The 23788-nt window shown below is 68.2% G+C and carries 18 protein-coding genes; 10 read left to right on the top strand and 8 right to left on the bottom strand.

Annotated elements, in window-relative coordinates:
- Nucleotides 1-49 precede the first annotated feature (49 nt).
- The gene (locus tag AB4Y64_RS00380; protein ID WP_441814481.1) at nucleotides 50-361 is read right to left on the bottom strand and encodes an energy transducer TonB; all 312 of its coding nucleotides are present in this window, start codon (nucleotides 359-361) and stop codon (nucleotides 50-52) included.
- A gap of 199 nt (nucleotides 362-560) precedes the next feature.
- Between AB4Y64_RS00380 and AB4Y64_RS00385 the strand changes: the two genes are divergently transcribed.
- From AB4Y64_RS00385 to AB4Y64_RS00415, 7 genes are all read left to right on the top strand, one after another.
- A complete protein-coding gene (locus tag AB4Y64_RS00385) occupies nucleotides 561-3371 on the top strand; it encodes a methyl-accepting chemotaxis protein (protein ID WP_441814482.1) in 2811 nt (936 codons plus the stop codon).
- Nucleotides 3372-3453: 82 nt separating this feature from the next.
- Nucleotides 3454-4341, top strand: a complete 888-nt coding sequence (locus AB4Y64_RS00390; protein ID WP_441814483.1) for a CheR family methyltransferase — start codon at nucleotides 3454-3456, stop codon at nucleotides 4339-4341.
- Nucleotides 4338-4934 (top strand): chemoreceptor glutamine deamidase CheD, encoded by a 597-nt coding sequence (gene cheD / locus AB4Y64_RS00395; RefSeq protein WP_441814484.1) that lies wholly within the window; start codon nucleotides 4338-4340, stop codon nucleotides 4932-4934. The genes AB4Y64_RS00390 and cheD overlap by 4 nt, the downstream gene beginning before the upstream one ends.
- On the top strand, nucleotides 4934-6022 hold the full coding sequence (locus tag AB4Y64_RS00400; RefSeq protein WP_441814485.1) for a protein-glutamate methylesterase/protein-glutamine glutaminase: 1089 nt from the start codon (nucleotides 4934-4936) through the stop codon (nucleotides 6020-6022). Before cheD ends, AB4Y64_RS00400 begins: the two co-directional genes overlap by 1 nt.
- Nucleotides 6023-6044: 22 nt before the next feature.
- On the top strand, nucleotides 6045-7226 hold the full coding sequence (locus AB4Y64_RS00405; protein WP_441814486.1) for a methyl-accepting chemotaxis protein: 1182 nt from the start codon (nucleotides 6045-6047) through the stop codon (nucleotides 7224-7226).
- 81 nt (nucleotides 7227-7307) lie between these two features.
- Complete coding sequence (locus tag AB4Y64_RS00410) at nucleotides 7308-9113, top strand: sensor histidine kinase (RefSeq protein WP_441814487.1); 1806 nt, start codon at nucleotides 7308-7310, stop codon at nucleotides 9111-9113.
- Nucleotides 9114-9243: 130 nt separating this feature from the next.
- Nucleotides 9244-10317, top strand: a complete 1074-nt coding sequence (locus AB4Y64_RS00415; RefSeq protein WP_441814488.1) for an HDOD domain-containing protein — start codon at nucleotides 9244-9246, stop codon at nucleotides 10315-10317.
- 91 nt (nucleotides 10318-10408) lie between these two features.
- Here the strand turns inward: AB4Y64_RS00415 and msrB are convergent, their stop codons facing one another.
- Entirely contained in the window at nucleotides 10409-10849 is a 441-nt protein-coding gene (msrB, locus tag AB4Y64_RS00420; protein WP_441814489.1) for a peptide-methionine (R)-S-oxide reductase MsrB, read from the bottom strand.
- Between the two features lie 161 nt (nucleotides 10850-11010).
- Between msrB and AB4Y64_RS00425 the strand changes: the two genes are divergently transcribed.
- Nucleotides 11011-11553, top strand: coding sequence for a DUF4136 domain-containing protein (locus AB4Y64_RS00425; protein WP_441814490.1), 543 nt, complete (start codon nucleotides 11011-11013; stop codon nucleotides 11551-11553).
- On the opposite strand, the gene AB4Y64_RS00430 is transcribed toward AB4Y64_RS00425, so the two are convergent.
- Nucleotides 11554-12459: a LysR family transcriptional regulator gene (locus AB4Y64_RS00430; RefSeq protein ID WP_441814491.1), complete on the bottom strand. Its 906-nt coding sequence runs from the start codon at nucleotides 12457-12459 to the stop codon at nucleotides 11554-11556. It abuts the gene before it with no gap.
- A gap of 132 nt (nucleotides 12460-12591) precedes the next feature.
- On the opposite strand from AB4Y64_RS00430, the gene AB4Y64_RS00435 reads away from it, so the two are divergent.
- On the top strand, nucleotides 12592-13335 hold the full coding sequence (locus AB4Y64_RS00435; protein WP_441814492.1) for an SDR family oxidoreductase: 744 nt from the start codon (nucleotides 12592-12594) through the stop codon (nucleotides 13333-13335).
- An 89-nt stretch (nucleotides 13336-13424) separates the two neighbouring features.
- On the top strand, nucleotides 13425-14324 hold the full coding sequence (locus tag AB4Y64_RS00440) for an SDR family oxidoreductase (protein WP_441814493.1): 900 nt from the start codon (nucleotides 13425-13427) through the stop codon (nucleotides 14322-14324).
- 49 nt (nucleotides 14325-14373) lie between these two features.
- On the opposite strand, the gene AB4Y64_RS00445 is transcribed toward AB4Y64_RS00440, so the two are convergent.
- The 5 genes from AB4Y64_RS00445 to AB4Y64_RS00465 form a co-directional block, all read right to left on the bottom strand.
- Nucleotides 14374-15075, bottom strand: coding sequence for a sensor histidine kinase (locus AB4Y64_RS00445; protein WP_441814494.1), 702 nt, complete (start codon nucleotides 15073-15075; stop codon nucleotides 14374-14376).
- Nucleotides 15072-16781, bottom strand: a complete 1710-nt coding sequence (locus AB4Y64_RS00450; RefSeq protein WP_441814495.1) for a response regulator — start codon at nucleotides 16779-16781, stop codon at nucleotides 15072-15074. Before AB4Y64_RS00450 ends, AB4Y64_RS00445 begins: the two co-directional genes overlap by 4 nt.
- Nucleotides 16766-22282, bottom strand: coding sequence for a HAMP domain-containing protein (locus tag AB4Y64_RS00455; protein ID WP_441814496.1), 5517 nt, complete (start codon nucleotides 22280-22282; stop codon nucleotides 16766-16768). The genes AB4Y64_RS00450 and AB4Y64_RS00455 overlap by 16 nt, the downstream gene beginning before the upstream one ends.
- 81 nt (nucleotides 22283-22363) lie before the next feature.
- Nucleotides 22364-23041, bottom strand: coding sequence for an alpha/beta hydrolase family protein (locus tag AB4Y64_RS00460; RefSeq protein ID WP_441814497.1), 678 nt, complete (start codon nucleotides 23039-23041; stop codon nucleotides 22364-22366).
- Complete coding sequence (locus tag AB4Y64_RS00465; RefSeq protein ID WP_441814498.1) at nucleotides 23038-23763, bottom strand: DUF72 domain-containing protein; 726 nt, start codon at nucleotides 23761-23763, stop codon at nucleotides 23038-23040. Before AB4Y64_RS00465 ends, AB4Y64_RS00460 begins: the two co-directional genes overlap by 4 nt.
- Nucleotides 23764-23788: the final 25 nt, after the last annotated feature.

Genomic DNA, 23788 nt, shown 5'->3' on the forward strand with positions numbered 1-23788 from the left:
AAAAAACGCGCCTGAAAAGGCGCGTTTTTCTTTGCCGGTCAACGCTCGATCAGAGCGCGAAGTCCAGCCGCACCTTGCCGCGACCGCCGCCCGGGGCGAACTGCCACTGCTTGACCGCCTTCACCGCGGCCGCTTCGAACGTACGCGCCGGCTTGGCGTTGACCACCGAGACACTGGCAACGTTGCCGGCGTCATCGACGACGAACTCGACTTCGACATAGCCCTGGGTGCCCGAACGCGCCGCATCGGCAGGGTATTGCGGTTCAACGCGCTTGATCGGCTTGAGATCAGCCATCGCCGGCGCAGCGAACGACAGCATCAGGGCCGCCAGGCCGGCAGCTATGAAGGTGGGAAGACGCATGGGGCACTCCTTGGGGTTGGATTCGTGACGACATCCCCGGCATCGGCCGGCCCGGGAAATTCTTTAGCGCCACGGTGGAACTCGTCGCAACGCGACCGCAGCGCGCCCGAAGCGTGACGCGCACCTAAAGTTTCCGCCCGCCGCGCCGATGCCGGGAGAGTCGACCCGCAACGGGTCCGTCCTGACCCCGAGGCCCTTTATGTCCGTCCGCCCCACTACCCCCTATCTGGATGGTTTCCTGACGCCGGCCACCCGGCTGATGGCGCGTTTGCGCTTCAGCCAGAAGGCGATGGTGATCGGTACGGCATTCATGCTGACCTGCGGCGTCCTCGCCGGCATCCTCATCACCCGCTCCAACGCCGAGATTGCCGCGGCCCGCATGCAGCACGAGGCCAGCGCCGGCCTGGGCCACCTGCAGCGCGCCATGCTGGCGATGCAGGACCACTCCCAGCTTGAGGCGCGCCGCTTCGCCAAGGACACGGTCGCCGACCAGGCGCTGGCCAAGGCCGCCGACACGGTCGACGCGGAGCTGGAGGCACTGTCCGCCTGGCAACAGGACAAGCTCACCGACGCGCCGTTGCAGGCACCGATCCAGGCCGCCCGCAGCGCCTGGGCCAAGGCCGTCGACACCCACAAGGATGCGGCCGAAGCCGTGGTCGCGCACAACGCCGCGATCCGCCGGGTCGGCGAACTCATGGGCCAGCTGTCCGACCACACTGGTCTGGCGCAGGCGCAGAACGCCGCGGTCCTGTACATGGGCCACGCCGGCACCGATTGGATCCCGACCCTGGCCGAATACACCGCGCAGCAGTCGCTGGTCGGCGTGCGCGTGCTCGGCGAAGGCGCGATCTGGGTCGACGACCGCACCAACCTGGCGGTGTCGCGCAACATGCAGGAGTACGTGCGCAGCCGCGTCGAGCTGGAGTACAAGGACGCCACCGAAGAGCTGCCGCGCCTGGCCGTCACTGCCGGCAAGCCGCTGACCGGCGCGCTCGCCGCGATCGCCAAGCAGAACGAGCTGATCCAGGCCAACATCCTCGATGCCGAGACGCCGGTGCTGCCGGTGAAGGTGATGGCCGCCCGCGCCGATGCGACGCGCCTGGCCCTGGGCGCCGCGATGGCCGCCGCCAACCGCTCGCTGGCCCTGGCCGCCGATACGGAGATCTCGCGACTGCAGCGCCGCACCGGCCTGACGCTGGGCGCGTGCGTGCTGATCCTGCTGCTCTCGGGCTATCTCTTCCTGGGCTTCAGCCGCGGCACCCGCTCGTCGCTGCAGAGCGTCATCGGCGTGTCGCGCAAGATCGCCGACGGCCACCTCGACAACAGCATCCGCATCGACGGCCGCGACGAAGTCGCCGAGCTGATGACGGCGATGTCGCAGATGCAGTCGCAGCTCAAGGCCAACATCGAGGAGGAGCGCCGCGTCGCCGACGAGAACCTGCGCATCCGCAACGCGCTCGATGACGTCGGCACCAACGTGATGATCGCCGACAACGAGCGCCGCATCATCTACATGAACCAGTCGGTCTCGGCGATGCTGATCCATGCCGAATCGGACATCCGCAAGGACCTGCCGCACTTCGAGGCCCGCCGCCTTCTCGGCGCGAGCATGGACGTGTTCGACCGCGAGCCGGGCTACCAGAAGCGCGTGCTCGACGGCCTGCGCGAGCGTTACGCCTCCCGCATCGTCATTGGCGGCCGCACGTTCTCGATGGCGGCCTCCCCGATCATCAACGCCGCCGGCGAGCGCCTGGGTTCGGTCGTGGAATGGGGCGACCTCACCGCCGAAGTGGCAGTGGAAGCCGAGATCGCCAGCATCGTCCAGGCCGCCGTCGAAGGCGACTTCTCGCACCGCATCGCCCTCAACGGCAAGGACGGATTCGTCAAGCTGCTGGCCGAAGGGATCAACCAGTTGCTGGAAACCAACGCCGCCGCACTCGACGACGTGGTCCGCGTGCTCTCGGCGCTGGCCCAGGGCGACCTCACCCAGACCATCGACGGCGACTACCGCGGCACGCTGGGCCGCATGAAGGACGACGCCAACAGCACCGTCGCCCAGCTCAGCCGCATCGTCGGCGAGATCCGCCAGGGCAGCGACGCGATCAGCGCCGCCGCCGGCGAAATCGCCGCGGGCAACAACGATCTGTCGCAGCGCACCGAGCAGCAGGCCGCCTCGCTGGAGGAAACCGCCTCGTCGATGGAGGAGCTCACCTCGACCGTGCGCCAGAACGCCGACAACGCCCGCCAGGCCAACCAGCTGGCACTGGGCGCGGCCGATGTCGCATCGCAGGGCGGCCAGGTGGTCGGCCGCGTGGTCGACACCATGAGCGCGATCAACACCGCCTCCAAGAAGATCGTCGACATCATCGGTGTCATCGACGGCATCGCCTTCCAGACCAACATCCTGGCGCTGAACGCCGCGGTCGAGGCGGCACGAGCCGGTGAGCAGGGCCGCGGCTTCGCCGTGGTCGCCGCCGAGGTCCGCTCGCTGGCGCAGCGCTCGGCCGGCGCCGCCAAGGAGATCAAGCAGCTCATCACCGATTCGGTCAACAAGGTCGAGGAAGGTTCGACCCTGGTCGACCAGGCCGGCCGGACCATGGGCGAGATCGTCACCAGCGTGAAGCGGGTCACCGACATCATCGCCGACATCACTGCCGCTTCGCTGGAACAATCCACCGGCATCGAGCAGGTCAACCAGGCCGTCACGCAGATGGACGAAGGCACCCAGCAGAACGCGGCGCTGGTCGAGGAAGCCTCGGCCGCCGCACGCAGCCTGGAGCAGCAGTCCGAGCAGCTGGTGCAGACGGTGGCGGTATTCCGCCTGACCTCCGGCGGCAGCGCTGCGACGAGCGTGTCGCGTGCACCGGCGGTGGTCGCGGTGGCTGCTCCGGCGCCGGCGCACAGGTCCGCTCCGGTCGCCGTTGCCGCGCGCGCCAAGCCGGCGGCGCGCAAGCCGCGCGGCAATGGCGCGGTGGTCAATGGCAGCGACGCGCACTGGCAGGAGTTCTGATCCGCGCACGCCTGATCACCACATGCGGCGGCGCGGCCCAGCCCGCGTCGCCCCATGACAGCCCACGCAAGAGTCCCTGCACATGATCAGCACGCGCCCCCGCGAACGCCGCAGCCACGAAACCGGGAGCCTCGACGAGCGCGCCTTCGTCTTCGATGACCGCGACTTCCGCCGCGTCTGCCGCCTGATCCGCGATCGCGCCGGCATCAACCTCGGCCCGCACAAGCGCGACATGGTCTACAGCCGGCTGGCGCGGCGCGTGCGCTCGCTGGGCCTGGAACGCTTCAGCGACTATCTCGACCTGCTCGAACGAAGCCCGGAGACGGAATCGCAGGCCTTCGTCAACGCGCTCACGACCAACCTCACCTCGTTCTTCCGCGAGGCCTACCATTTCGACGCATTGAGCGAGCACCTGCGCGCGGCAGCGGCCACCGGAGTGGCCGAGCAGACGATCTGGTGTTGCGCCGCGTCCACCGGCGAGGAGCCCTACTCCATCGCCATCACCGCCTGCGAGGCGTTCGGCACGATGACGCCGCCGGTGCGCATTCTTGCCACCGACATCGACACCAGCGTGCTGCAGACCGCCGCTACCGGGGTCTATCCGATCGAGCGCATCGGCGACCTTTCGCCGCAACGCTGGCGGCGCTTCTTCCAGCGCGGCAGCGGCCCCAATGCCGAACTGTGCCGGGTCAAGCCGGAGTTGCAGGCGCTGGTCGAGTTCCGCCCGCTCAACCTGCTCGCGGCCAATTACGGCCTTCGCGGCGGCTTCAGTGCGGTGTTCTGCCGCAACGTGATGATCTACTTCGACAAGGCCACGCAGTATCAGGTCCTGCATCGGATCTCGCCGCTGCTGGGCAGCGGCGGCCTGCTCTTCGCCGGCCATTCCGAAAGCTTCTCCCACGCCCAGGACCTGGTCGTGCCTTGCGGGCGCACCATCTACCGCGCAGCCGCGCAGGCAGGTCGCCGGTGAGCGCCGCCGCGGCCGCAGACCTGGCGCCGGGCAGTTACTACGATCCGGTCCTGCAGACCGAGGCGATCAAGCTGTTGCCCGCCGACTACGTCGTCACCGATCGTCCGGTCGCGCTGGTCACCCTGCTTGGTTCGTGCGTGGCCGCGTGCCTGTTCGACACCACGCTGGCGGTGGGCGGCATGAACCACTTCATGCTTCCCGGCGGCGACAGCGATTCGGTGTGCTCGCGCTACGGCGTGCACGCAATGGAACTGCTGATCAACGACCTGCTCAAGCGCGGCGCCCGGCGCTCGCGCCTGCAGGCCAAGGTGTTCGGTGGCGGCAACGTGCTCAGCGGCTTCTACAGCGATCCGGTTGGCACGCGCAATGCGCGCTTCGTGCTCGAATACCTCGCTGCCGAGCGCATCCCGGTGCTGGCGCAGGATCTGGGCGACATCCATCCGCGCAAGGTCTGCTTCTTCGCCCAGACCGGTCGCACCCTGGTCAAGCGCCTCCCGGCCACGCGCGACGATGGCATCGCCGATGTCGAGCGCGCCTACTACGGTCGCCTCACCGGCACCAAGGTCCGCAGCGGCGGCGTGGAACTGTTCTGATGCCTGCCCGTCCGACACGCGTGCTGGTGGTAGACGATTCGGCGCTGGTACGGCAGCTGATGACGCAACTGCTCGGCGAGGCCGCCGGCATCGAGGTCGTCGGCACCGCGGCCGACCCGTACATCGCCCGCGAGAAGATCAAGCAGCTAGCTCCGGACGTGTTGACGCTGGATATCGAAATGCCGCGCATGGATGGCCTGACCTTCCTGCGCAACCTGATGCGGCTGCGGCCGATGCCGGTGGTGATGGTGTCGACCCTGACCGAACGCGGCGCCCAGGTCACGCTCGACGCGCTGGCCCTGGGTGCGGTCGATTTCATCGCCAAACCCAGGCTCGATGTCGTGCAGGGTTTCCACGAATACGCCTCGGTGCTGGTCGAGAAAGTCAGGCAGGCGGCGCGTGCGCGCGTCGTACCGGCGGTCGCGGCGCGTCCGCTGCCGCCGGAGGCGCAACTGGCTTCTCAACCGCTCGGCTACCGCACCACCGACCGCCTGCTCGCCATCGGCGCATCCACCGGCGGCACCGAAGCCATCCGCGAGGTGTTGGCGCGCATGCCCGCCGATGCGCCGGCGATTGTCATTGCCCAGCACATCCCGGGCGCCTTCAGCGGCGCCTTCGCCGAACGGCTCAACCGCCACAGCAAGATGACCGTCGTGCACGTGGAGCACGACCAGCCACTGCTGGCCGGCCATGCCTACGTTGCTCCCGGTGGGCGCCACCTGCGCGTGCAGCGCAGCGGTGCGCGCTGGCACTGCCGTCTCGGCGACGACGAAGCGGTCAGGCGCCATCGCCCCAGCGTCGACGTCCTGTTCGAGTCCGTCGCCGAGCACGCCGGCGCCAATGCCAGCGCCGCATTGCTGACCGGCATGGGCGACGACGGCGCGCGCGGCATGCTTGCCTTGCGCAAGGCCGGCGCAACGACCTTCGCCCAGGACGAAGCCAGCAGCGTGGTGTGGGGCATGCCGGGCGCGGCTGTCGCGCGCGACGCCGTCGACCACGTCCTGCCGCTCGAACACATCGCACATCACCTGCTCTGCGCCGCGTCGATCGACTCAAGCGCGCTGCCGAGCGGCCGTTATCTAACGTAGACCGCCCCCGACGAGACCGATGATGGATTCGCGCGTACTGATTCGCATCGCAGCGCCGCTGGCGCTCACCTTCACCCTCATCTGCACCGAGGCCTTCGGACTGCCAGCACCGGTGCGCTGGGGCGCGCTGGTGGCGATGACCCTGGCCTGGCTCGGCTTCGGCTGGAGCATCCTCAGGCCCGGCAGCCGCGATGGCGCACTGCTGGGCGAACAGATCCGCCTGCTCGATGAGCTGCGCAACTTCGTCGGCGCCGAAGTCCAGGGCTCGCGCACCGAGATCGAGCGCACCCGCGAACTGATCCGCGAATCGGTCGCCAGGCTCGGCGGCAGCTTCGAGGCGGTCAACCGCAAGTCGCGGCAGCAGGGCGATGTGGTGTCCCGCCTCATCGACCGTACCGGCGATGGCGAGAACAGCGGCGGCGTCGACGTCTCGCGCTTTGCCCTCCAGGCCAGCCAGCAGATGGAGCAACTGGTCGAAGCGCTGGAAGCGGTCAGCGGCCAGAGCAGCACCACCGTGACCCACATCGATGCGATGGCCGGTCACCTCGATGGCATCTTCGCGCTGCTCGAGGACGTCAAGTCGATCGCCGACCAGACCAACCTGCTGGCGCTCAATGCGGCCATCGAGGCCGCACGTGCCGGCGAAGCCGGACGCGGCTTCGCCGTGGTCGCCGACGAGGTCCGCAACCTGTCCGAGCGCTCGACCGCCTTTAACGAGCAGATCCGCAAGCTCGCCCACAGCTCCAAGGATTCGATCGCACGGGTCCGCGACACCGTCAGCCAGATGGCCTCGCGCGACCTCGACCGCAGCCGCGGTGCACGCGCCGAAGCCGCTGCGATGCTCGAGCGCGTCGACGGCATCAACCGCGGCCTCGGCAACGGCATGCGCGAGATCGCCGAGTGCGGTCGCGCCATCGACGGCTCGGTAGCCGACGCCGTGCGCTCGCTGCAGTTCGAGGACATCGCCACCCAGGCCCTGACCGCCGCCAACGTGCACCTGGAACGCCTGGGCGCGATCAACCGCGAGGCCACCGCCCTGCAGGAGCTGCTGCATCGCAGCAGCGGCGCCGGTGGCGCGGAGATCCGCCAGGCCCTGGGCCAGCTCGGCCAGCGCATCACGCAGATGCGCGGCGAGTGGGAGCGCCCGCCGCACAAGCCGGTGATGCAGCAGTCTATGGACGCGGGCAGCGTCGAGCTGTTCTGAGTCAACACTAGCCAACCCGTCTCGGCCAACCCGGCCGATCCGGCATTGCGGTGCGGCCGGCTGGGCAGGTAGCTTTGACGCATGCCCAACGCCTCACTGCCAGCAACGCCCCCGCCAGGCCGGGGCTTGCTGCGCGAGTTCGCCCGACTGCTGCTGATCGCGGTCGTGGTGCCGGTGCTGGTGCTGACTGCGCTGATCCTGTGGCAGCGTTCCACCGCGACCCGCGAGCAGTTCGGCACCAGCCTTGAAGCCGTCGCCGAAACCACCGGCCACGACGTCGACAGTTTCCTGCAGTTGCACCTGGTGCCCGTCCAGCTGCTCGCCGACCGCCGCAGTGCCGTCGGCAATCTCGACGATGACGCGGCATGGGCCGATGACCTGCTGCGCCTGCATCGCCACTACTCCGACTTCACTTCGCTGGTGGTCGCCGACGGCGCCGGCACGGTGCGGGTGATCCAGCCGGAACTGCCCGGCCGCGGCGTCGTCTCGGTCGCCGACCGGCCGTACTTCAAGGAACCGGCGAGCAACGGCCGCGCCTACGTCTCCAACGCATTCCGCGGCCGTTACCTGGGCAAGGCGCCGCTGGTGGCGGTCTCCGCGCCGATGTTCGCCAATGGCCGTTTTGCCGGCATCGTCCAGGGCGCCATCAGGATCGAGGCGTTCGCGGCACTGCGCAGCCAATGGCTGCGCGCGCGCGGCTTCGAGGTGCTGTTGCTGGACCGCGACCAGACCGTGGTGCATGCCAGCGAAGGGCTGCCCTACCGCTCGCTGGACGTGCTCGGCGACAGCCCGCGCGATCGGGAGATCCGCGCACTGCAGCGCTCCAGCGACCGCTCGAAGATGCAGCGCCTGCACGGCGTCCTGCGCGATGGCGGCGACGCCTACGCCCGCGCCGTCCCGCTGCAGATGGGATGGCGCCTGCTGCTGCTGGTGCCCGATCGCGTCGTCGCCGCCGAGCTGCGCCGCAACACCATGGTCATCCTGGGCCTGCTCGCACTGGTGCTGGTCGGCGTGCTGACCATCGTCAACATGCAGATGAAGCGCCTTGGCGGCAGCGTCCACGAACTGCTGGACCGGATGCAGCGTTTCGCCCTGGAGCGCGCCTCGGCGCCGATCGAACCCGGAAGCGTGCCGCGCGAACTGGCGCCACTGGCCGAAGCCATGAACCAGCTCGCCGCGCGCACCCACGAGGCCTATGGCGAGGTCAACCTCAGCCTGCAACAGCAGCGCAACCTGCGCGAGGAGCTGCAGGCGGTCACGCGACGCCTGCTGACGGTGCAGGAGGATGAGCGACGAACGCTCTCGCGCGAACTGCACGACGACATCGGCCAGGCGATCACCGCAATCAAGCTCGGCGCGATGGCCATCCAGCACGACGACGACCCGGCCCGCCGCGACGAGATCCTTGCCGAGATCATCGCCACGACCGACCAGACGGTCACCAAGCTGCGCAACCTGTCGCTGCTGCTGCGTCCGCCACAGCTCGACACGCTGGGCCTGGAGACAGCGCTGCGCTGGCAGGCCGACAAGTTGTTCCGCCAGGGCCAGCCGCAACTGGAGCTGGCATTGGCGCCACTGCCACGGCGGCCCGATCCCGAAGTCGAACAGGCCTGCTTCCGCATCGCCCAGGAAGCGCTGACCAATGTCCTGCGGCATGCCGCCGCGACCCGGGTCACGCTGACCCTGGCGATCGATGAAGACGAGCGCACGCTGAGACTGGCCATCGCCGACGACGGCCGTGGCTTCAATGGCGACGGCGTCCACGGCCTGGGCCTGGTGACCATGCGCGAACGGGCGCAGCAGCTGGGCGGGACGCTGGAAATCGAGAGCTGCCCCGGTGGCGGCACGTGCGTGCGGGCCACCTTGCCGATGCACATCGCCCGCTAGCCGGCACGGAGCCCCCCAGCGAGCCCGCCCGAACTGTGCGCGAGTTGGCAGTTCGCGAACCACGCACTTCAGGACGGCCCCGCGCTGCCGTTAGTCGATGCAACAGCAACGACCTACGGAAGAGCGCCCGGTGTTTATTCTCGTGGTGAGCGACGACGGCGGCCATGCCGCGCAGATCGAAGAGGAACTCAAGGACCAGGGACTGGACTGGCGCATCGCCTGGACCGACCGCGCCGAAGTCGCCCTGACCGGCGACTGGAATCCGGACGTGATCGTCTGCGCCGCCCGCGTCGGCTCCAGCCATGGCCGCAGCCTGCTCGGACAACTGCGCAAGCGCCATCCCGATGCAGTCAGCATCCTGCTGATGGACAACGGCAGCGACGAGGACGCGATGGAAGCGCTGGAAGTCAGCCACCGCGTGCTGCCCGAACCGCTCGAGGCGCTGGCGCTGATCGAAGCGGTCGAAAGTGTCATGGAGCTGCGCACGCTGCTGTCGGACCAGTCGCTCAAGACCGCGATCGGCCGAATGGGTTCGCTGCCCGCCGCACCGCGCCAGTACCTGGCGCTGACGCGGCTGCTGCGCGATCCGGAGACCAGCTCGGCGCGCGTGGTCGAAGCGGTGTCGAAGGACCCCGCCGTCGCCGCCAAGGTGCTGCGCCTGACCAACTCCGCGTACTACTCCGGTGGCCGCGAGATCAGCGACCTGCGCACCGCCGTCACCCGCCTGGGCCAGAACGCGCTGCTGCAGCTGGTGCTCGCCAACGAAGTGTTCTCCGCCGGCGCGAGTTCGGCGCATGCCGATGCGATGCGCGACCGCGCCCTGCGCATCTCGCAACTGGCCGGCCGGCTGCTCGCGGGACCGAGCGCGGAACTGGCGTCCACCGCCGGCCTGCTGGCCGAGGTCGGCCTGTTGCTGCCGCCGATGACCAGCAGCGACGGCGACGGCAGCATCACCCCGCACGGCGTCGCCGGTGCCTACCTGCTCGGTCTGTGGGGCCTGCCCTCGCCGATCGTCGAGGCCGTGGCATTCCACCAGAATCCGGCGCGGCTGCGCGGCGGCTTCTGGGTCGCAGGCGCGGTGCACGTGGCCGCGGCCATCGTCAACGGCAGTGAAGTCGACGAGGCCTACCTGCGCACGGTCGGACAGCTCGACCGGCTTCCGCGCTGGCGCTCGCTGGCCGACGAGATGGCCGAAGCAGCCTGAGTCGCTGCGATACCCGAAACGCTCGCGGGCGATCTGCGCCCGCGAGCCTCACACTTCGTGCATGCGTGCGCTGCTGCGCGCGATGCAGCGATCAGACGTCCTCGACCTGGTCGATCCAGGCACCGTAACCGGCCGCTTCCATCTCCTCGCGCGAAACGAAGCGCAGCGACGCCGAGTTGATGCAGTAGCGCAGCCCGCCGCGATCGCGCGGACCGTCGTCGAACACATGCCCCAGATGGCTGTCGCCCTGCGCCGAGCGCACCTCGGTGCGGATCATCCCGTGCGAGATGTCGCGCAGCTCGGTGATCGGTCCGATCGGCTTGGTGAAACTGGGCCAGCCACAACCCGAATCGAACTTGGCCGACGAGGCAAACAACGGCTCGCCGGAGACGATGTCGACATAAATGCCTGCCCGGTCGTTGTGCAGGTACTCACCGGTGCCGGGACGCTCGGTCGCGCCCTCCTGGGTGACCCGGTACTGCTCGGGGGTCAGCCTGGCGACGGCTTCGGGGGTCTTGCGGTACTCGCTCATGCAGATTCTCCGGGGAGGAAGGGAACGCCCCACCGAAATGGGGGCGCCTGGCCGGACCCCAATACCCTGCCGCGGCAGCCAGCGATCCTCAGGACTGTTCACGTCCGGACCACGCGATCTGGTGCCTGATCTGCGCTGATCGCAACCCCCAAGGTGTTCCCATGAAAGCGCTTGCCCTGTCCCTGGCACTGGTCTCGTTCGTCGCAGTTGCGGCCACGCCCAAGGTCACCACCGACTCCGACCCGGCGGCCAACTTCGCCGCATACAAGACCTACTACTGGGCGATGAAACCCGAGGGCGGCTCGCCGCTGATGCAGCAGCGCATCGTCGCAGGCATCGATGCGCGCCTGCAGGCCAAGGGCTGGACGCTCGCCGAAGGCGGCGATGTCGCCGTCGCGGCCAACATCTCGAGGTCGCAGAAGCAGTCGCTCGATACCTTCTACACCGGCACCGGCATGGGTGGCTGGGGATGGCGCGGCGGTTGGGGCGGCGGCATGGGGATGGGCAACGCCTCGACCACGGTTCGCACCTACGACGTTGGCACGCTGGTGGTCGACATGTTCGACGCCAAGTCCAAGCAGGCGATCTGGCGCGGCACTGCCAGCGGCACCGTACCGAGCAACCCCGACAAGGCCGCGGCCGGTCTCGACAAGGGCCTGGACAAGATGTTCGCCAGCTTCCCGCCGACGCCGAAGACGAAGTAGTCAGTCACCCTGCCCGGCCAGGCGCTGCGCGAACTCGCGCGCCGCCCAGTCCAGGAACACGCGCACGCGCGGCGACAGCTGGCGCGTGCGCGAATAAAGCAGTGATACCGGCGCCGATGGTGGCGGTGTCTCGGCGAGCAACTGCACCAGTGCGCCGCTGCGCAGCTCCGCCTCGATATGGAAGCGCGGCACCTGCGCCATCCCCAGGCCCAGGCGGATTCCTGCCAGATAGCTCTCGGTGCCGGTGACCGACAATCGGCACGGCAGCGACACGGTTCGCCCGCCGTCGCCCTGGCCGAACGTCAACGGCGTGACATGACCGGTGGAAATCGAACGCAGTCCCACGACGAGGTGGCCATCGAGCTCGTCGATGGTTCGCGGTGTGCCATGGCGCGCGAGGTACTCCGGGGTGGCGACGGTGATGCGCTCGAGCACCCCGACCTGCCTGGCCACCAGTTCGCTGTCGCGCAGCTGGCCATAGCGCAGTGCGCAGTCCACGCCCTCCTGCACCAGATCGACCCAGCGGTCGCTTTCGCTCATCGACAGTTCGATGTCCGGATAACGCTCCAAGAATGCCGGCAATGCGGGCACCAGGAAATGACGCGCGATGGTGCCCTGCACCTCCACCCGCAACACGCCTTTCGGCGCCGCGTTGCGGAACACGCCGTCGGCGTCCTCGATGTCGTCGAGGATGCCCAGGCAACGCCGGTAGTAGGCCTCGCCATCCAGCGTCGGCCGCACCACGCGGGTCGTGCGCTGCAGCAGCCGCGCGCCGAGCCGCGCTTCGAGGTCGTGGATGACCTTGGTGCAGGTCGAGCGCGGCACGTCCATGTCGTGCGCGGCCTGGGTGAAGCTGCGTCGTTCGACGATCCTGGCGAACAGCCGCATGACATCGAACCGGTCCATGCTATCGGCGCCCTATTGTTCGCTCTGCGGAAACAGTAATACCACTCCTGAGGGGATTATCTCCAGATCGGGCCTCGGCAGACTACTTCCACGCCGCCAATCCCGGTGGCCGTCGCCCCAAGGAGTCCTCCCATGAACGCGTCCTCCACCCCCAGAACCGCCCTCGTCACCGGTGCTTCCCGTGGCATCGGCGCCGCCATTGCCGAGCGCCTCGCCGCCGACGGCTTCACCGTCGTCGTCAACTACGCCGGGTCCCCGGACGAAGCCGAAGCCCTGGTCGCGAAGATCGAGCAGGCCGGTGGCCGGGCCATCAGCGCCCAGGCCGATGTCGCCGATGCCGGCGCGGTCGCGCGCATGTTCGAAGCCGCGCAGGCCGCCTTCGGTGGCGTCGATGTGCTGGTCAACAACGCCGGCATCATGCGCCTGGCCGCGCTGGCCGACAGCGACGACGCACTGTTCGACAGCCAGGTCGCCGTCAACCTCAAGGGCACCTTCAACACCCTGCGCGAAGCCGCCCGGCGCCTGCGTTACGGCGGCCGCATCATCAACCTGTCGAGCAGCGTGGTCGGCCTGACGCCAGCCACCTACGGTGTCTACGCCGCTACCAAGGCTGCGGTCGAAGCGATGAGCCAGGTGCTGACCAAGGAACTGCGCGGCCGCAGCATCACCGTCAACTCGGTGGCGCCCGGCCCGACCGCCACCCGCCTCTTCCTCGAAGGCAAGCCGCAGGAAGTCATCGATCGCTTGGCCAAGCAAGCGCCGCTGGAACGCCTTGGCGAGCCGGCCGACATCGCCGCCGCGGTGGCCTTCCTCGCCGGCCCGGACGGTGCATGGATCAATGGCCAGGTCCTGCGCGCCAACGGCGGAATCATCTGATCGCCACACACCCCACACACCCCGCGTCCCACACCCCACTTCAACGGCGCATCGCGGCCCACGCCCGATGCCCGTGCCAGGAGAACCCCATGAACAACGTCATCGTCATCACTGGCGCCTCCAGCGGTTTCGGCCGCCTCAGCGCCGAGGCGCTCGCGCGCGCCGGCCACACGGTCTATGCCTCGATGCGCAACACCACCGGCCGCAACGCCGCGATCGTCGAACAGATGAAGGCTTTCTCGCAGCAGCACGGCGTAGACCTGCGCACCGTCGACATGGACGTGCAATCGCAGGATTCGGTCGACCAGGCGATCGCGCAGGTCATCGCCGAAGCCGGTCGCATCGACGTGCTGATCCACAACGCCGGCCACATGGCGTTCGGCCCGGCCGAAGCCTTCACCGCCGAACAGTACGCGCAGCTCTACGACGTCAACGTGCTGAGCACGCAGCGCGTCAACCGTGCCGCGCTGCCGCACCTGCGCCAGCAACGCAAGGGCCTGGTGGTCTGGGTATCGAGCAGCAGCGTTGCCGGTGGCACGCCACCGTACCTTGCGCCTTATTTCGGCGCCAAGGCGGCCATGGACGCGATCGCGGTGCAGTACGCACGCGAGCTCTCGCGCTGGGGCATCGAAACCTCGATCATCGTCCCGGGTGCGTTCACCAGCGGCACCAACCACTTCGCCCACAGCGGACAGCCGGCCGACGCGGCGCGCCTGGCCGAGTACGACGCCGGCCCCTACGCCGGTTTCGGTGGCCAGGTGCAGCAAGCGTTTGCCGAGATCGTGCCGGCCGATGCGGATGCCTCGCTGGTCGCCGATGCGATCGTGGCCACCGTTGCGGCGCCGTTCGGCAAGCGGCCATTCCGCGTGCACGTCGACCCGGCCGCCGATGGCGCCGATGTCGGGTTCAGCGTGACCGACCGGCTGCGCGCCGAAATGTTGAACCGCGTTGGCTTGTCGGACCTGCTGAAGCCGCACGCGCAGGGCTGATGCGACCCGACCCGGGGGCCGTCGCTGACGGCTCCCGGGCAATCGCCGCCTACTCCGCTTCCTCGTCCAGCAGCGGCAGGCTCAGGCGCAGCATCGGCGTGTCCGATGCGTCTTCCAGCAGCACCAGTTCGCCGCCATGCCCCTGTGCGATCGCCAGCGCGATGACGGCACGCAGCCCCAGGCCGTCGCCCATGGACGCAGGTTGTGGCTCGGCGAACAGGTTGGCGATCGATCCGCGGATGCCGGAAGCACGCAGCAGCGGCCCTTCGAACAGAATCGATCCGGCCTCGCGATCGAGGGACACGACCGCGCGTGCGGGTGCGACCCCGGCTTTGGCGTCCACGCCGGGTGACGGCGACGACATCAGCCACAGCATGGTCGAGAACAGACTGGCCAGCCTCGATGCATCGCCGTTGATGCGCGCGCGATCGGCGCCGTCGCGGTACTCGACCCCGATGTCCACGGCAGACGCGCCGGCCGCGCTCAGGCAGCCTTCGATCAGCAGTTGCAGTTCCACCGGGCCGCGGATATGCAGCAATCGCCCCTGGTCGGCACGGACCCAGTCATTGACCTCGTCGATCATCGACACCAGGCGGCGGATCTGGCGATCGATCAGATCGAACAGCTCGTCGCGCTCGGCGCCTTCGCTTTCGCCGTACCGCAGCAGGTACAGCGCCGACTGCATCGGCGAGAGCGGTTCGCGCAGGTCGTGGGCCCATTTGCCCATCCATGCAGGTGTGGTCCCACTCATCGCGTGTCACCCGTCATTGGCCGGCCCCGTTGCTGGCAGATCTGCCGGATGGCGCCGATATCCGGCGGCTTGACCAGGTGATGGTCGAAGCCCGCATTCGAGGTGCGCTGCCGGTCTTCGGGCTGTCCCCAGCCGGTCACTGCAACGATGACGATCTGGTCCTGGCCGCTGTCGCGAATCGAACGGGCAATGTCGTAACCACTGCGACCGGGCATGCCCACATCCAGGAAAACGACTTCCGGGGCGAACTCGCGCAGCTCTTCGTCGACCAGATGCGGATCGTAGATCGCCCTGGCTTCCTGGCCCAGCAGCCGGAGCATCGCCGCCATGGTGTCGGCCGAATCGCGGTTGTCGTCGACCACCAGCATGCGCCGGGAGCCTGCCGGCTCAGGCGCCGGTGCCGCCACTGCGTCCGGCACGAACGCCTGTGTCGCGACGGGCAGGCGCACCGTGAACGTGCAGCCTCGACCCAGGCCGGCGCTGCTGACCTCGACGCGACCTTCGTGCATCTCGGCCAGGCGCTGCACCAGCGTCAGCCCGATCCCAAGACCGCCATGGCTGCGCTCCACGGTCGAGTCGACCTGGTGGAAGCTCTCGAACACCACTTCCAGCTGGTCCGGCGCCAGTCCGATGCCATCGTCGCGCACCCACACGCGGATCTCATTGCCATCGATGTCGGCGCCCAGTTCGATCCGGCCACCCGGGTCGGAGTACTTGGCGGCGTTGTTCAACAAGTTGGCGAAGACCTGCGAAAGCCGCGCCTGGTCGGCATGCAGGCGGATCGGTTCATCGGGCAGCACCAGGCTGAAGGAGTGGCCGCCGTGCTCCATCCATGGCCGTGCACTGTCGATGGCCACGCTGATCGCATCCTGCAGCACGACCGGGCCGCGCTTGAGGTTGAGCTTGCCGCGCGAGATGCGGGCAATGTCGAACAGGTCGTCGATCAGCCGCACCAGCAGGGCGACCTGGCGTTCCATCATGTCCAGCAGCGGATGGTCTTCGCCGGGCGCACCCATCCGTCGCAATGCCAGCGCGTTCTGCAACGGCGCCAGCGGGTTGCGCAGTTCGTGCGCCAGGGTGGCGAGGAATTCGTTCTTGCGCTGGTCGGCCTCGCGCAGGCGCGCTTCGGCCTTCATCCGCTCGGCGTTCTCGGCCAGCAGCTGGAAGTTGCGCGCCGCCAATGCCTCGTTGGCGTCGCGCAGCGAGGCGTTGAGGTGCTCCAGCTCCAATGCCTTTTCCATCTGCAGCGTCTGGTTCGCTGCCGAGAGACTGTCGTTGAGGACCTGCAACTCGCGCCGCTTGCGGTAAAGCTCGACCAGCACCGAGACCTTGCTGCGCATGATCTCCGGAATCACCGGCACCATGATGTAGTCCACCGCTCCCAGCTTGTAGCCGCGCAGGCGGTCGAGGTCGCTGACATTGACGGCCGTGACGAAGATGATCGGCGTGTTCTCGAAACGCGGGTGCTGATGGATCAGGCTCGCGGTTTCGAAGCCGTCCATGCCCGGCATGTTCACGTCGAGCAGGATCACCGCGTACTCGTCCTGCATCAGCAGCTTCAGGGCATCGAGGCCGGAATGGGCGTCCACCAGCTCCTCTTCCAGCGGGTCGAGGATGGCGTGGTAGGTCATCAGGCGCCCGGGCTGGTCGTCGACCAGCAGGATCTTCGCCCGCGCCTGCGCGGCGACGGTCAGCGCTGAAGCCATTGCCGCAGCACTCCCAGCAACTGGTCGGTCACCACCGGCTTGGCCAGGTAGTCCGATGCGCCCGCCTCAAGGCATTTCTCGCGGTCGCCCTTCATCGCCTTGGCGGTCAGGGCGATGATCGGCAGTGTGCGGCGATCAGGCTGCGCACGGATGGCGCGCATGGTGTCGTAGCCGTCCAGCCCAGGCATCATGATGTCCATCAGCACCAGGTCCAGCTGCGAGCCGTCGCCGACACGGGCGATCGCGTCGCGACCGTTGCTGGCCGTCGCCACCGCCATGCCATGCCGCTCCAGCACGCTCGACAGGGCGAAGATGTTGCGGATGTCGTCGTCGACGACGAGGACGTTCTTGCCGCGCAGCGCCTCGCCGGATTCGTGCAGGCTGCGGACCATGCGCTGTTTGGCCGGCGGCAGGTTGTCGATGACGCGGTGCAGGAACAGCGCGGTCTCGTCGAGCAGTCGCTCGGGCGACTCCACACCCTTGAGCACCACGCTCTTGGCGACGCGACGCAGGCGTTCGTCCTCCTCGGCGCTGAGGTCCTTGCCGGTGAAGACCACGATCGGCAATTGCTTCAACCGCTCGTCACTGTGGATGCGCTCGAGCAGGTCGAAGCCGCTCATGTCCGGCAATCTCAGATCCAGCACGGCGCAGTCGTACTGACCATTGGCGAGTGCGGACAGGGCATCTTCGCCGGTGCCGACCGTGTCGATCTCGACGTCGTCGTGGCGCAGCAGCTCGACGATGCTCAGCTGCTCGGCAGCGTCGTCCTCGACCACGAGCAGCCGCTTGACCCGCGGCACGGTGTAGTCCTTGATCCGCTGCAGCGCGTCGCCGATCGATTCGGTCGAGGACGGCTTGGGCAGGTAGGAGAACGCGCCGCGCTCGATGCTGTGATGGCGTCCCTCCTCCACCGTGACGATCTGCACCGGGATGTGGCGCGTCGAAGCGTCCTGCTTGAGGCGGGCCAGGACGGTCCAGCCGAGCATGTCGGGCAGGTAGATGTCCAGGGTGATGGCGCTCGGGCGGTACTCGCGGACCAGGCGCAGCGCGTCGGCGCCACGGCTGGCCACCAGCACCTGGAAGCCGCGCGAACGGGCAAGGTCGCGCAGTACGGTTGCGTAGTTGGCGTCGTCCTCCACGACCAGCAGGGTCGGGGTCTGGGCATTGAGCGTGTGGCGGTCGTCCTCGACGGCCTCGGCGTTCGCCGCGGCAGTGTCGCTCGACACGGCAGCGGCCAGCTCTCCGCGCAGGTGGCCCGGCCTGCTGCTTGCGGGAGTTTCGCGGGTACCCGAATAGCGCAGCGGCAGGTACAGCGTGAACGTGCTGCCCTGGCCTTCGACGCTGTGCAGTCTCAGTTCGCCTCCGAGCAGTCCGGCGATCTCGCGGCTGATCGCCAGGCCAAGGCCGGTGCCGCCGTACTTGCGCGAGGTGCCGGCGTCGGCCTGCTGGAACGCCTCGAAGACGATGCGCTGCTTTTCCGGGGAAATGCCGATGCCGGTATCGCTGACCTCGATGGCCAGCACGACCGGGCTGGTCGACAGCACCGGATGGTCCTCGCTCCAGCCTCGCGTGACGGCCTGTGCGCGCAACCAGACGCTGCCCTGCTCGGTGAACTTGAAGGCATTCGACAGCAGGTTCTTGAGAATCTGCTGCAGGCGCTTGGGATCCGAGCGCAGCTTCGGCCCGAGTTCGGGCGAGATGCCGATGCCGAACTCCAGCCCGCGGCGCTCGGCCTCGTGGCGGAAACCGCGGTCGAGGTTCTCGCGCAGGTGGGTGAAGCTGATGTCCTCGATGTCGATGGTGACCGTGCCCGATTCGATCTTCGACAGGTCGAGGATGTCGCTGATCAGGTGCAGCAGGTCCGTGCCGGCGGCGTGGATGGTCTTGCCGAACTCGACCTGGCGCGGCGTGAGGTTCTCGTCCGGGTTCTCCGCCAGCTGCTGTCCCAGGATCAGGATGCTGTTGAGCGGCGTGCGCAGCTCGTGCGACATGTTGGCGAGGAACTCGGACTTGTAGCGCGAGGTCTGCGCCAGCTCCGCGGCCTTTTCTTCCAGCGCCCGGCGGGCCTGTTCGATCTGCTGGTTCTTCTGCTCGACCTCGGCCTTCTGCGCGGCCAGCAGCGAGGCCTTCAGCGCGATCTCCTCGTTGGTCTGCTGCAGCTCGTCCTGCTGCGACTGCAGCTCGCTGGCCAGCTCCTGCGACTGCGACAGCAGGCGCTCGGTACGCATCGTCGCCTCGATGGTGTTGAGGACGATGCCGATGCTGCCCGAGAGCTGCTCGAGGAAGGCGCGCTGCGATGGCGTGAACTCGCCCAGCGTGGCCAGTTCGATGACGGCCTTGATCTGGTCTTCGAACGAGACCGGCAACACGATCACGCTGCGCGGAACGGCCTGCAGCAGGCCGGACTGGATCTGCACCACGTCGGTGCCGACGTTCTGGATCAGGATCAGGCGCGCCTGCTTGGCGCACTGCCCGACCAGGCCTTCGCCGAACTCCAGCGTGCGCTTGCTGGCAGGCGTCGTATCGGCGTAGCCAGCGAGCTGGCGCAGGCGCGGCGCCTCGCCCTCGGCGCCTTCCTCGACGATGTACATCACGCCCTGCTGGGCATCGACCAGCCCCGCCAGTTCCGACAGCAGCATCTGTCCGAGCGTGATCAGGTCGCGCTGGCCCTGCATCATGCTGGAGAACTTGGCCAGGTTGGTCTTCAGCCAGTCCTGCTCGCGGTTGCTCTCGGTGGTGGCACGCAGGGTGCCGATCATCGCGTTGATGTTGTCCTTCAGGTCGGCGACTTCGCCGCGCACGTCGACCTGGATCGAGCGGGTCAGGTCGCCCTGGGTCACCGCGGTGGCGACCTCGGCGATCGCGCGCACCTGCGTGGTGAGGTTGGCCGCGAGCTGGTTGACGTTGGCCGTCAGGTCCTCCCAGATGCCCGCGGTGCCGGGCACGTTGGCCTGGCCGCCCAGGCGCCCTTCCACGCCCACTTCGCGCGCCACCGTGGTGACCTGGTCGCCGAAGATGGCCAGGGTCTGGGTCATGCCGTTGATGGTTTCGGCCAGTTCGGCGATCTCGCCCTTGGCTTCCACCGTCAGCTTCTTGTCGAGGTCGCCCTTGGCCACCGCGGTCACCACCGCGGCGATGCCGCGCACCTGCGTGGTCAGGTTCGACGCCATCGAGTTGACGTTGTCGGTGAGATCCTTCCACGTGCCGGCCACGCCGGGCACCGTGGCCTGGCCGCCGAGCTTGCCTTCGGTTCCCACTTCGCGCGCCACGCGCGTGACTTCCGCGGCGAAGCCGTTGAGCTGGTCCACCATCGTGTTGAGGGTGTCCTTGAGCTGCGCGATCTCGCCCTGCGCGTCCACCGCGATCTTGCGCGACAAGTCACCGCGCGCCACCGAGGTCGCCACCTCGGCGATGTTTCGCACCTGCGTGGTCAGGTTGGACGCCATCGAGTTGACGTTGTCGGTGAGCTCCTTCCAGGTACCGGCCACGCCGGGCACCTGCGCCTGGCCGCCGAGCTTGCCTTCGGTGCCCACTTCGCGCGCCACGCGCGTCACTTCCGCGGCGAAGCCATTGAGCTGGTCCACCATGGTGTTGATGGTGTCCTTCAGCTCGAGGATCTCGCCCTTCACGTCCACGCCGATCTTGCGCGACAGATCGCCCTTCGCAACCGCGGTGGTCACGTCGGCGATGTTGCGCACCTGCAGCGTCAGGTTCGACGCCATCTGGTTGACCGAGTCGGTCAGGTCCTTCCACGTACCAGCCACGCCGGGTACCTGCGCCTGGCCACCGAGCTTGCCCTCGGTGCCGACCTCGCGGGCCACGCGCGTGACTTCCGCGGCGAAGCCGTTGAGCTGGTCCACCATCGTGTTGATGGTGTCCTTGAGTTCGCGGATCTCGCCGCGCACGTCCACCGTGATCTTGCGCGACAGGTCGCCGCGCGCCACCGCCGTGGTCACCTCGGCAATGTTGCGCACCTGCGAGGTCAGGTTGGAGCCCATCGCGTTGACCGAGTCGGTCAGGTCCTTCCAGGTGCCGTCGACACCCGGCACCAGCGCCTGGCCGCCGAGCTTGCCTTCGGTACCCACTTCGCGCGCCACGCGCGTCACTTCCGCGGCGAAGCCATTGAGCTGGTCGACCATCGTGTTGATGGTGTTCTTCAGCTCGAGGATCTCGCCGCGCACGTCCACGGTGATCTTGCGCGACAGGTCGCCCTTCGCCACCGCCGTGGTCACGTCGGCGATGTTGCGCACCTGCAGGGTCAGGTTGGACGCCATCGAGTTGACGTGATCGGTCAGGTCCTTCCAGGTGCCGGCGACGTCGGGCACCTCGGCCTGGCCGCCGAGCTTGCCGTCGGTACCCACCTCGCGGGCCACGCGCGTCACTTCCGCAGCAAAGCCGTTGAGCTGGTCCACCATCGTGTTGATGGTGTCCTTGAGTTCGCGAATCTCGCCGCGCACGTCCACCGTGATCTTGCGCGACAGGTCGCCGCGCGCCACCGCCGTGGTCACCTCGGCGATGTTGCGCACCTGCGACGTCAGGTTCGACGCCATCGCGTTGACCGAGTCGGTCAGGTCCTTCCAGGTGCCGGCCACGCCGGGCACGATCGCCTGGCCGCCGAGCTTGCCCTCGGTGCCGACCTCGCGCGCCACGCGCGTGACTTCCGCGGCGAAGCCGTTGAGCTGGTCGACCATCGTGTTGATGGCCTCCTTCAACTGCAGGATCTCGCCGCGCACGTCCACGGTGATCTTGCGCGACAGGTCGCCGTTGGCCACGGCGATGGTCACGTCGGCGATGTTGCGCACCTGCGCGGTCAGGTTGCTCGCCATCTGGTTGACCGAGTCGGTCAGGTCCTTCCAGACGCCGGACACGCCCTTGACCTTGGCCTGTCCGCCCAGGCGACCGGCAGTGCCCACTTCGAGCGCCACGCGCGTGACCTCGGAGCTGAACTCGCCCATCTGCTCGATCATGCGGTTGACGATGTTCGCCGAGCGCAGGAACTCGCCCTTCAGCGGGCGTCCGTCCGCCTCCAGCGGCACGGTCCGGGTCAGGTCGCCCTTGGCCACGCCGGCCATCGCCTCGGTCATGGTCTCGACCGGGCGGACCAGGTCGTCGATCAGGTGGTTGACCGACAACTCCATGCCGGCCCACTCACCCTGGCGGTCGGCCGGGGCGATGCGCTGGCGTGTCTGGCCTTCGCGGCCGACCGCATCGCCGACCCGGGACAACTCTGCCGCCAGGCGCCGGTTGTGGCTGATGATGCCGTTGAGAATATGCGCCAGGCGTCCTTCCGGGCCCTCCCAATGCAGCGGCAGGCGCACCGAGAAATCGCCTTCGAGCACCGCATTCATGCTTTCGATCAGCAGTTCGAGCGGCTCGCGGCCAGGCGCCTCGCGCGTTGGCTGCACCTTGTCCTGGACCTTTACAGAAGCCTTCTTCTTGCCGCTTGCCGCCGCCTTCTTCGTGCCGGCAGTGGCCGCGGTCTTCTTGCTTGTCGTTGCCAACAGACACCCCCTGATGTCCCTGGATCGTCGCGCACCCTAGCCCATCTGTGGGGAGACTGCATTCACAGTGCGTGAACGGACTCAACCGGTCACGGTCGAGCCGATCCACAGCGCCAGTACGTCGAGCAGCTCCGCCATCACCTGAGCATCCTTCCGCCCCGTCCGGGCCGGCACGTGGAAGGAATGGTCGGCGTCGGCAAACAGCTGCAATGTCGTGGGCGCCGCCAGCCCCGCCACCGCGGACTGGAGCAGTTCCAGGCTGGCCAGTTCGTCGCGCGTGCCCTGCAGGAAGAGCATGGGCACGTCGATCAAGGACAGGTGCGCGGCCCGCTCGACCGACGGCTTCCCCGCCGGGTGCAGCGGGAAGCCGATGAAGGCCAGGCCACGCACGCCATCCAGGGGCGCGGCCGACTGCGCCTGCGACGTCATGCGCCCGCCGAAGGATTTGCCGCCGGCGATCAGGGGCATCCCCGCCAGCCGCCTCGCAGCCTCGGCCACCGCCGCCCGTACCATCGACTGTGCCAGTTTTGGCGTATCGGGACGCCTGGAGCCGCGCTCCATGTACGGGAACTGGTAGCGCAATGTCGCCACCGAGCGTGCGGCCAGGCCGTCCGCGACCGCCGCCATGAACGCATGGGTCATGCCCGCACCGGCACCGTGCGCCAGCACGTAACAGGCGATGGCATCCTCCGGCACCTGCAACAGGCCGGAGACGTGCTCGCCGGATTCGATGTCGATGCCGACCGCCTGGGCGGTCATGACGCGGCCCCTTCCTGCACCGCCGCCAGTTCCATCAGCGTGCGCGCGTACTCCGGCGCGGTCGGCTCGTGCATGAAATAGACATGGACCTCGTCCCATCCGGTCTGCATGAAGCGCTCCACCCAACGCGCGAGGTCGTGCCCCGAATAGTGTTCCAGGCGCAGTCGCACGTACCCCCAGCTCGAGGTCTCGTGCAACGGCGGCGGTGTGGCGTCCTCGCGCTCGGACAGGCACAGGGCCGCACCGGCGCCGCGCAGTGCGTCGTAGACATCGTCGTCGAACCAGCTGTCGTTGCGGAATTCGAACACGGCCCGATGGTCTTGCGGCAGCAACGCCAGGAAGTCGACCAGGCGCGGCAGGTCCTTCTTCAGGAACGGTGGCAGCTGGAACAGCACCGGCCCACGCTTGTCGCCGAGCGCCTCCAGATGCCGGTAAAGGTAGGCAAGCGGCTCGCTCGATCCGTCGGCCTTGAGCCGCGCCTCGTGGGTGATGTGGCGCGAGGCCTTGATCGCGAACCGGAAGTGCGAGGGGGTGGCCGCCGCCCATTGCTCCAGCATCGACACCCTGGGCATCCGGTAGAAGGTATTGTTGATCTCGACCGTGGGCAGGCGCTGTGCGTACCACGCCAGCATGGCATCGGGCTTGATGGTTTCGGGATAGAAGCTGCCCTTCCATTCCTTGTAGGAATAGCCACTGGCACCCACCTGCAGTCGTGCAGTCATGGTCCGAACCCTCCGGTCACCCGAC

The organism is Lysobacter sp. TAF61, assembly GCF_052113485.1.
Taxonomy (GTDB): domain Bacteria; phylum Pseudomonadota; class Gammaproteobacteria; order Xanthomonadales; family Xanthomonadaceae; genus Lysobacter_J.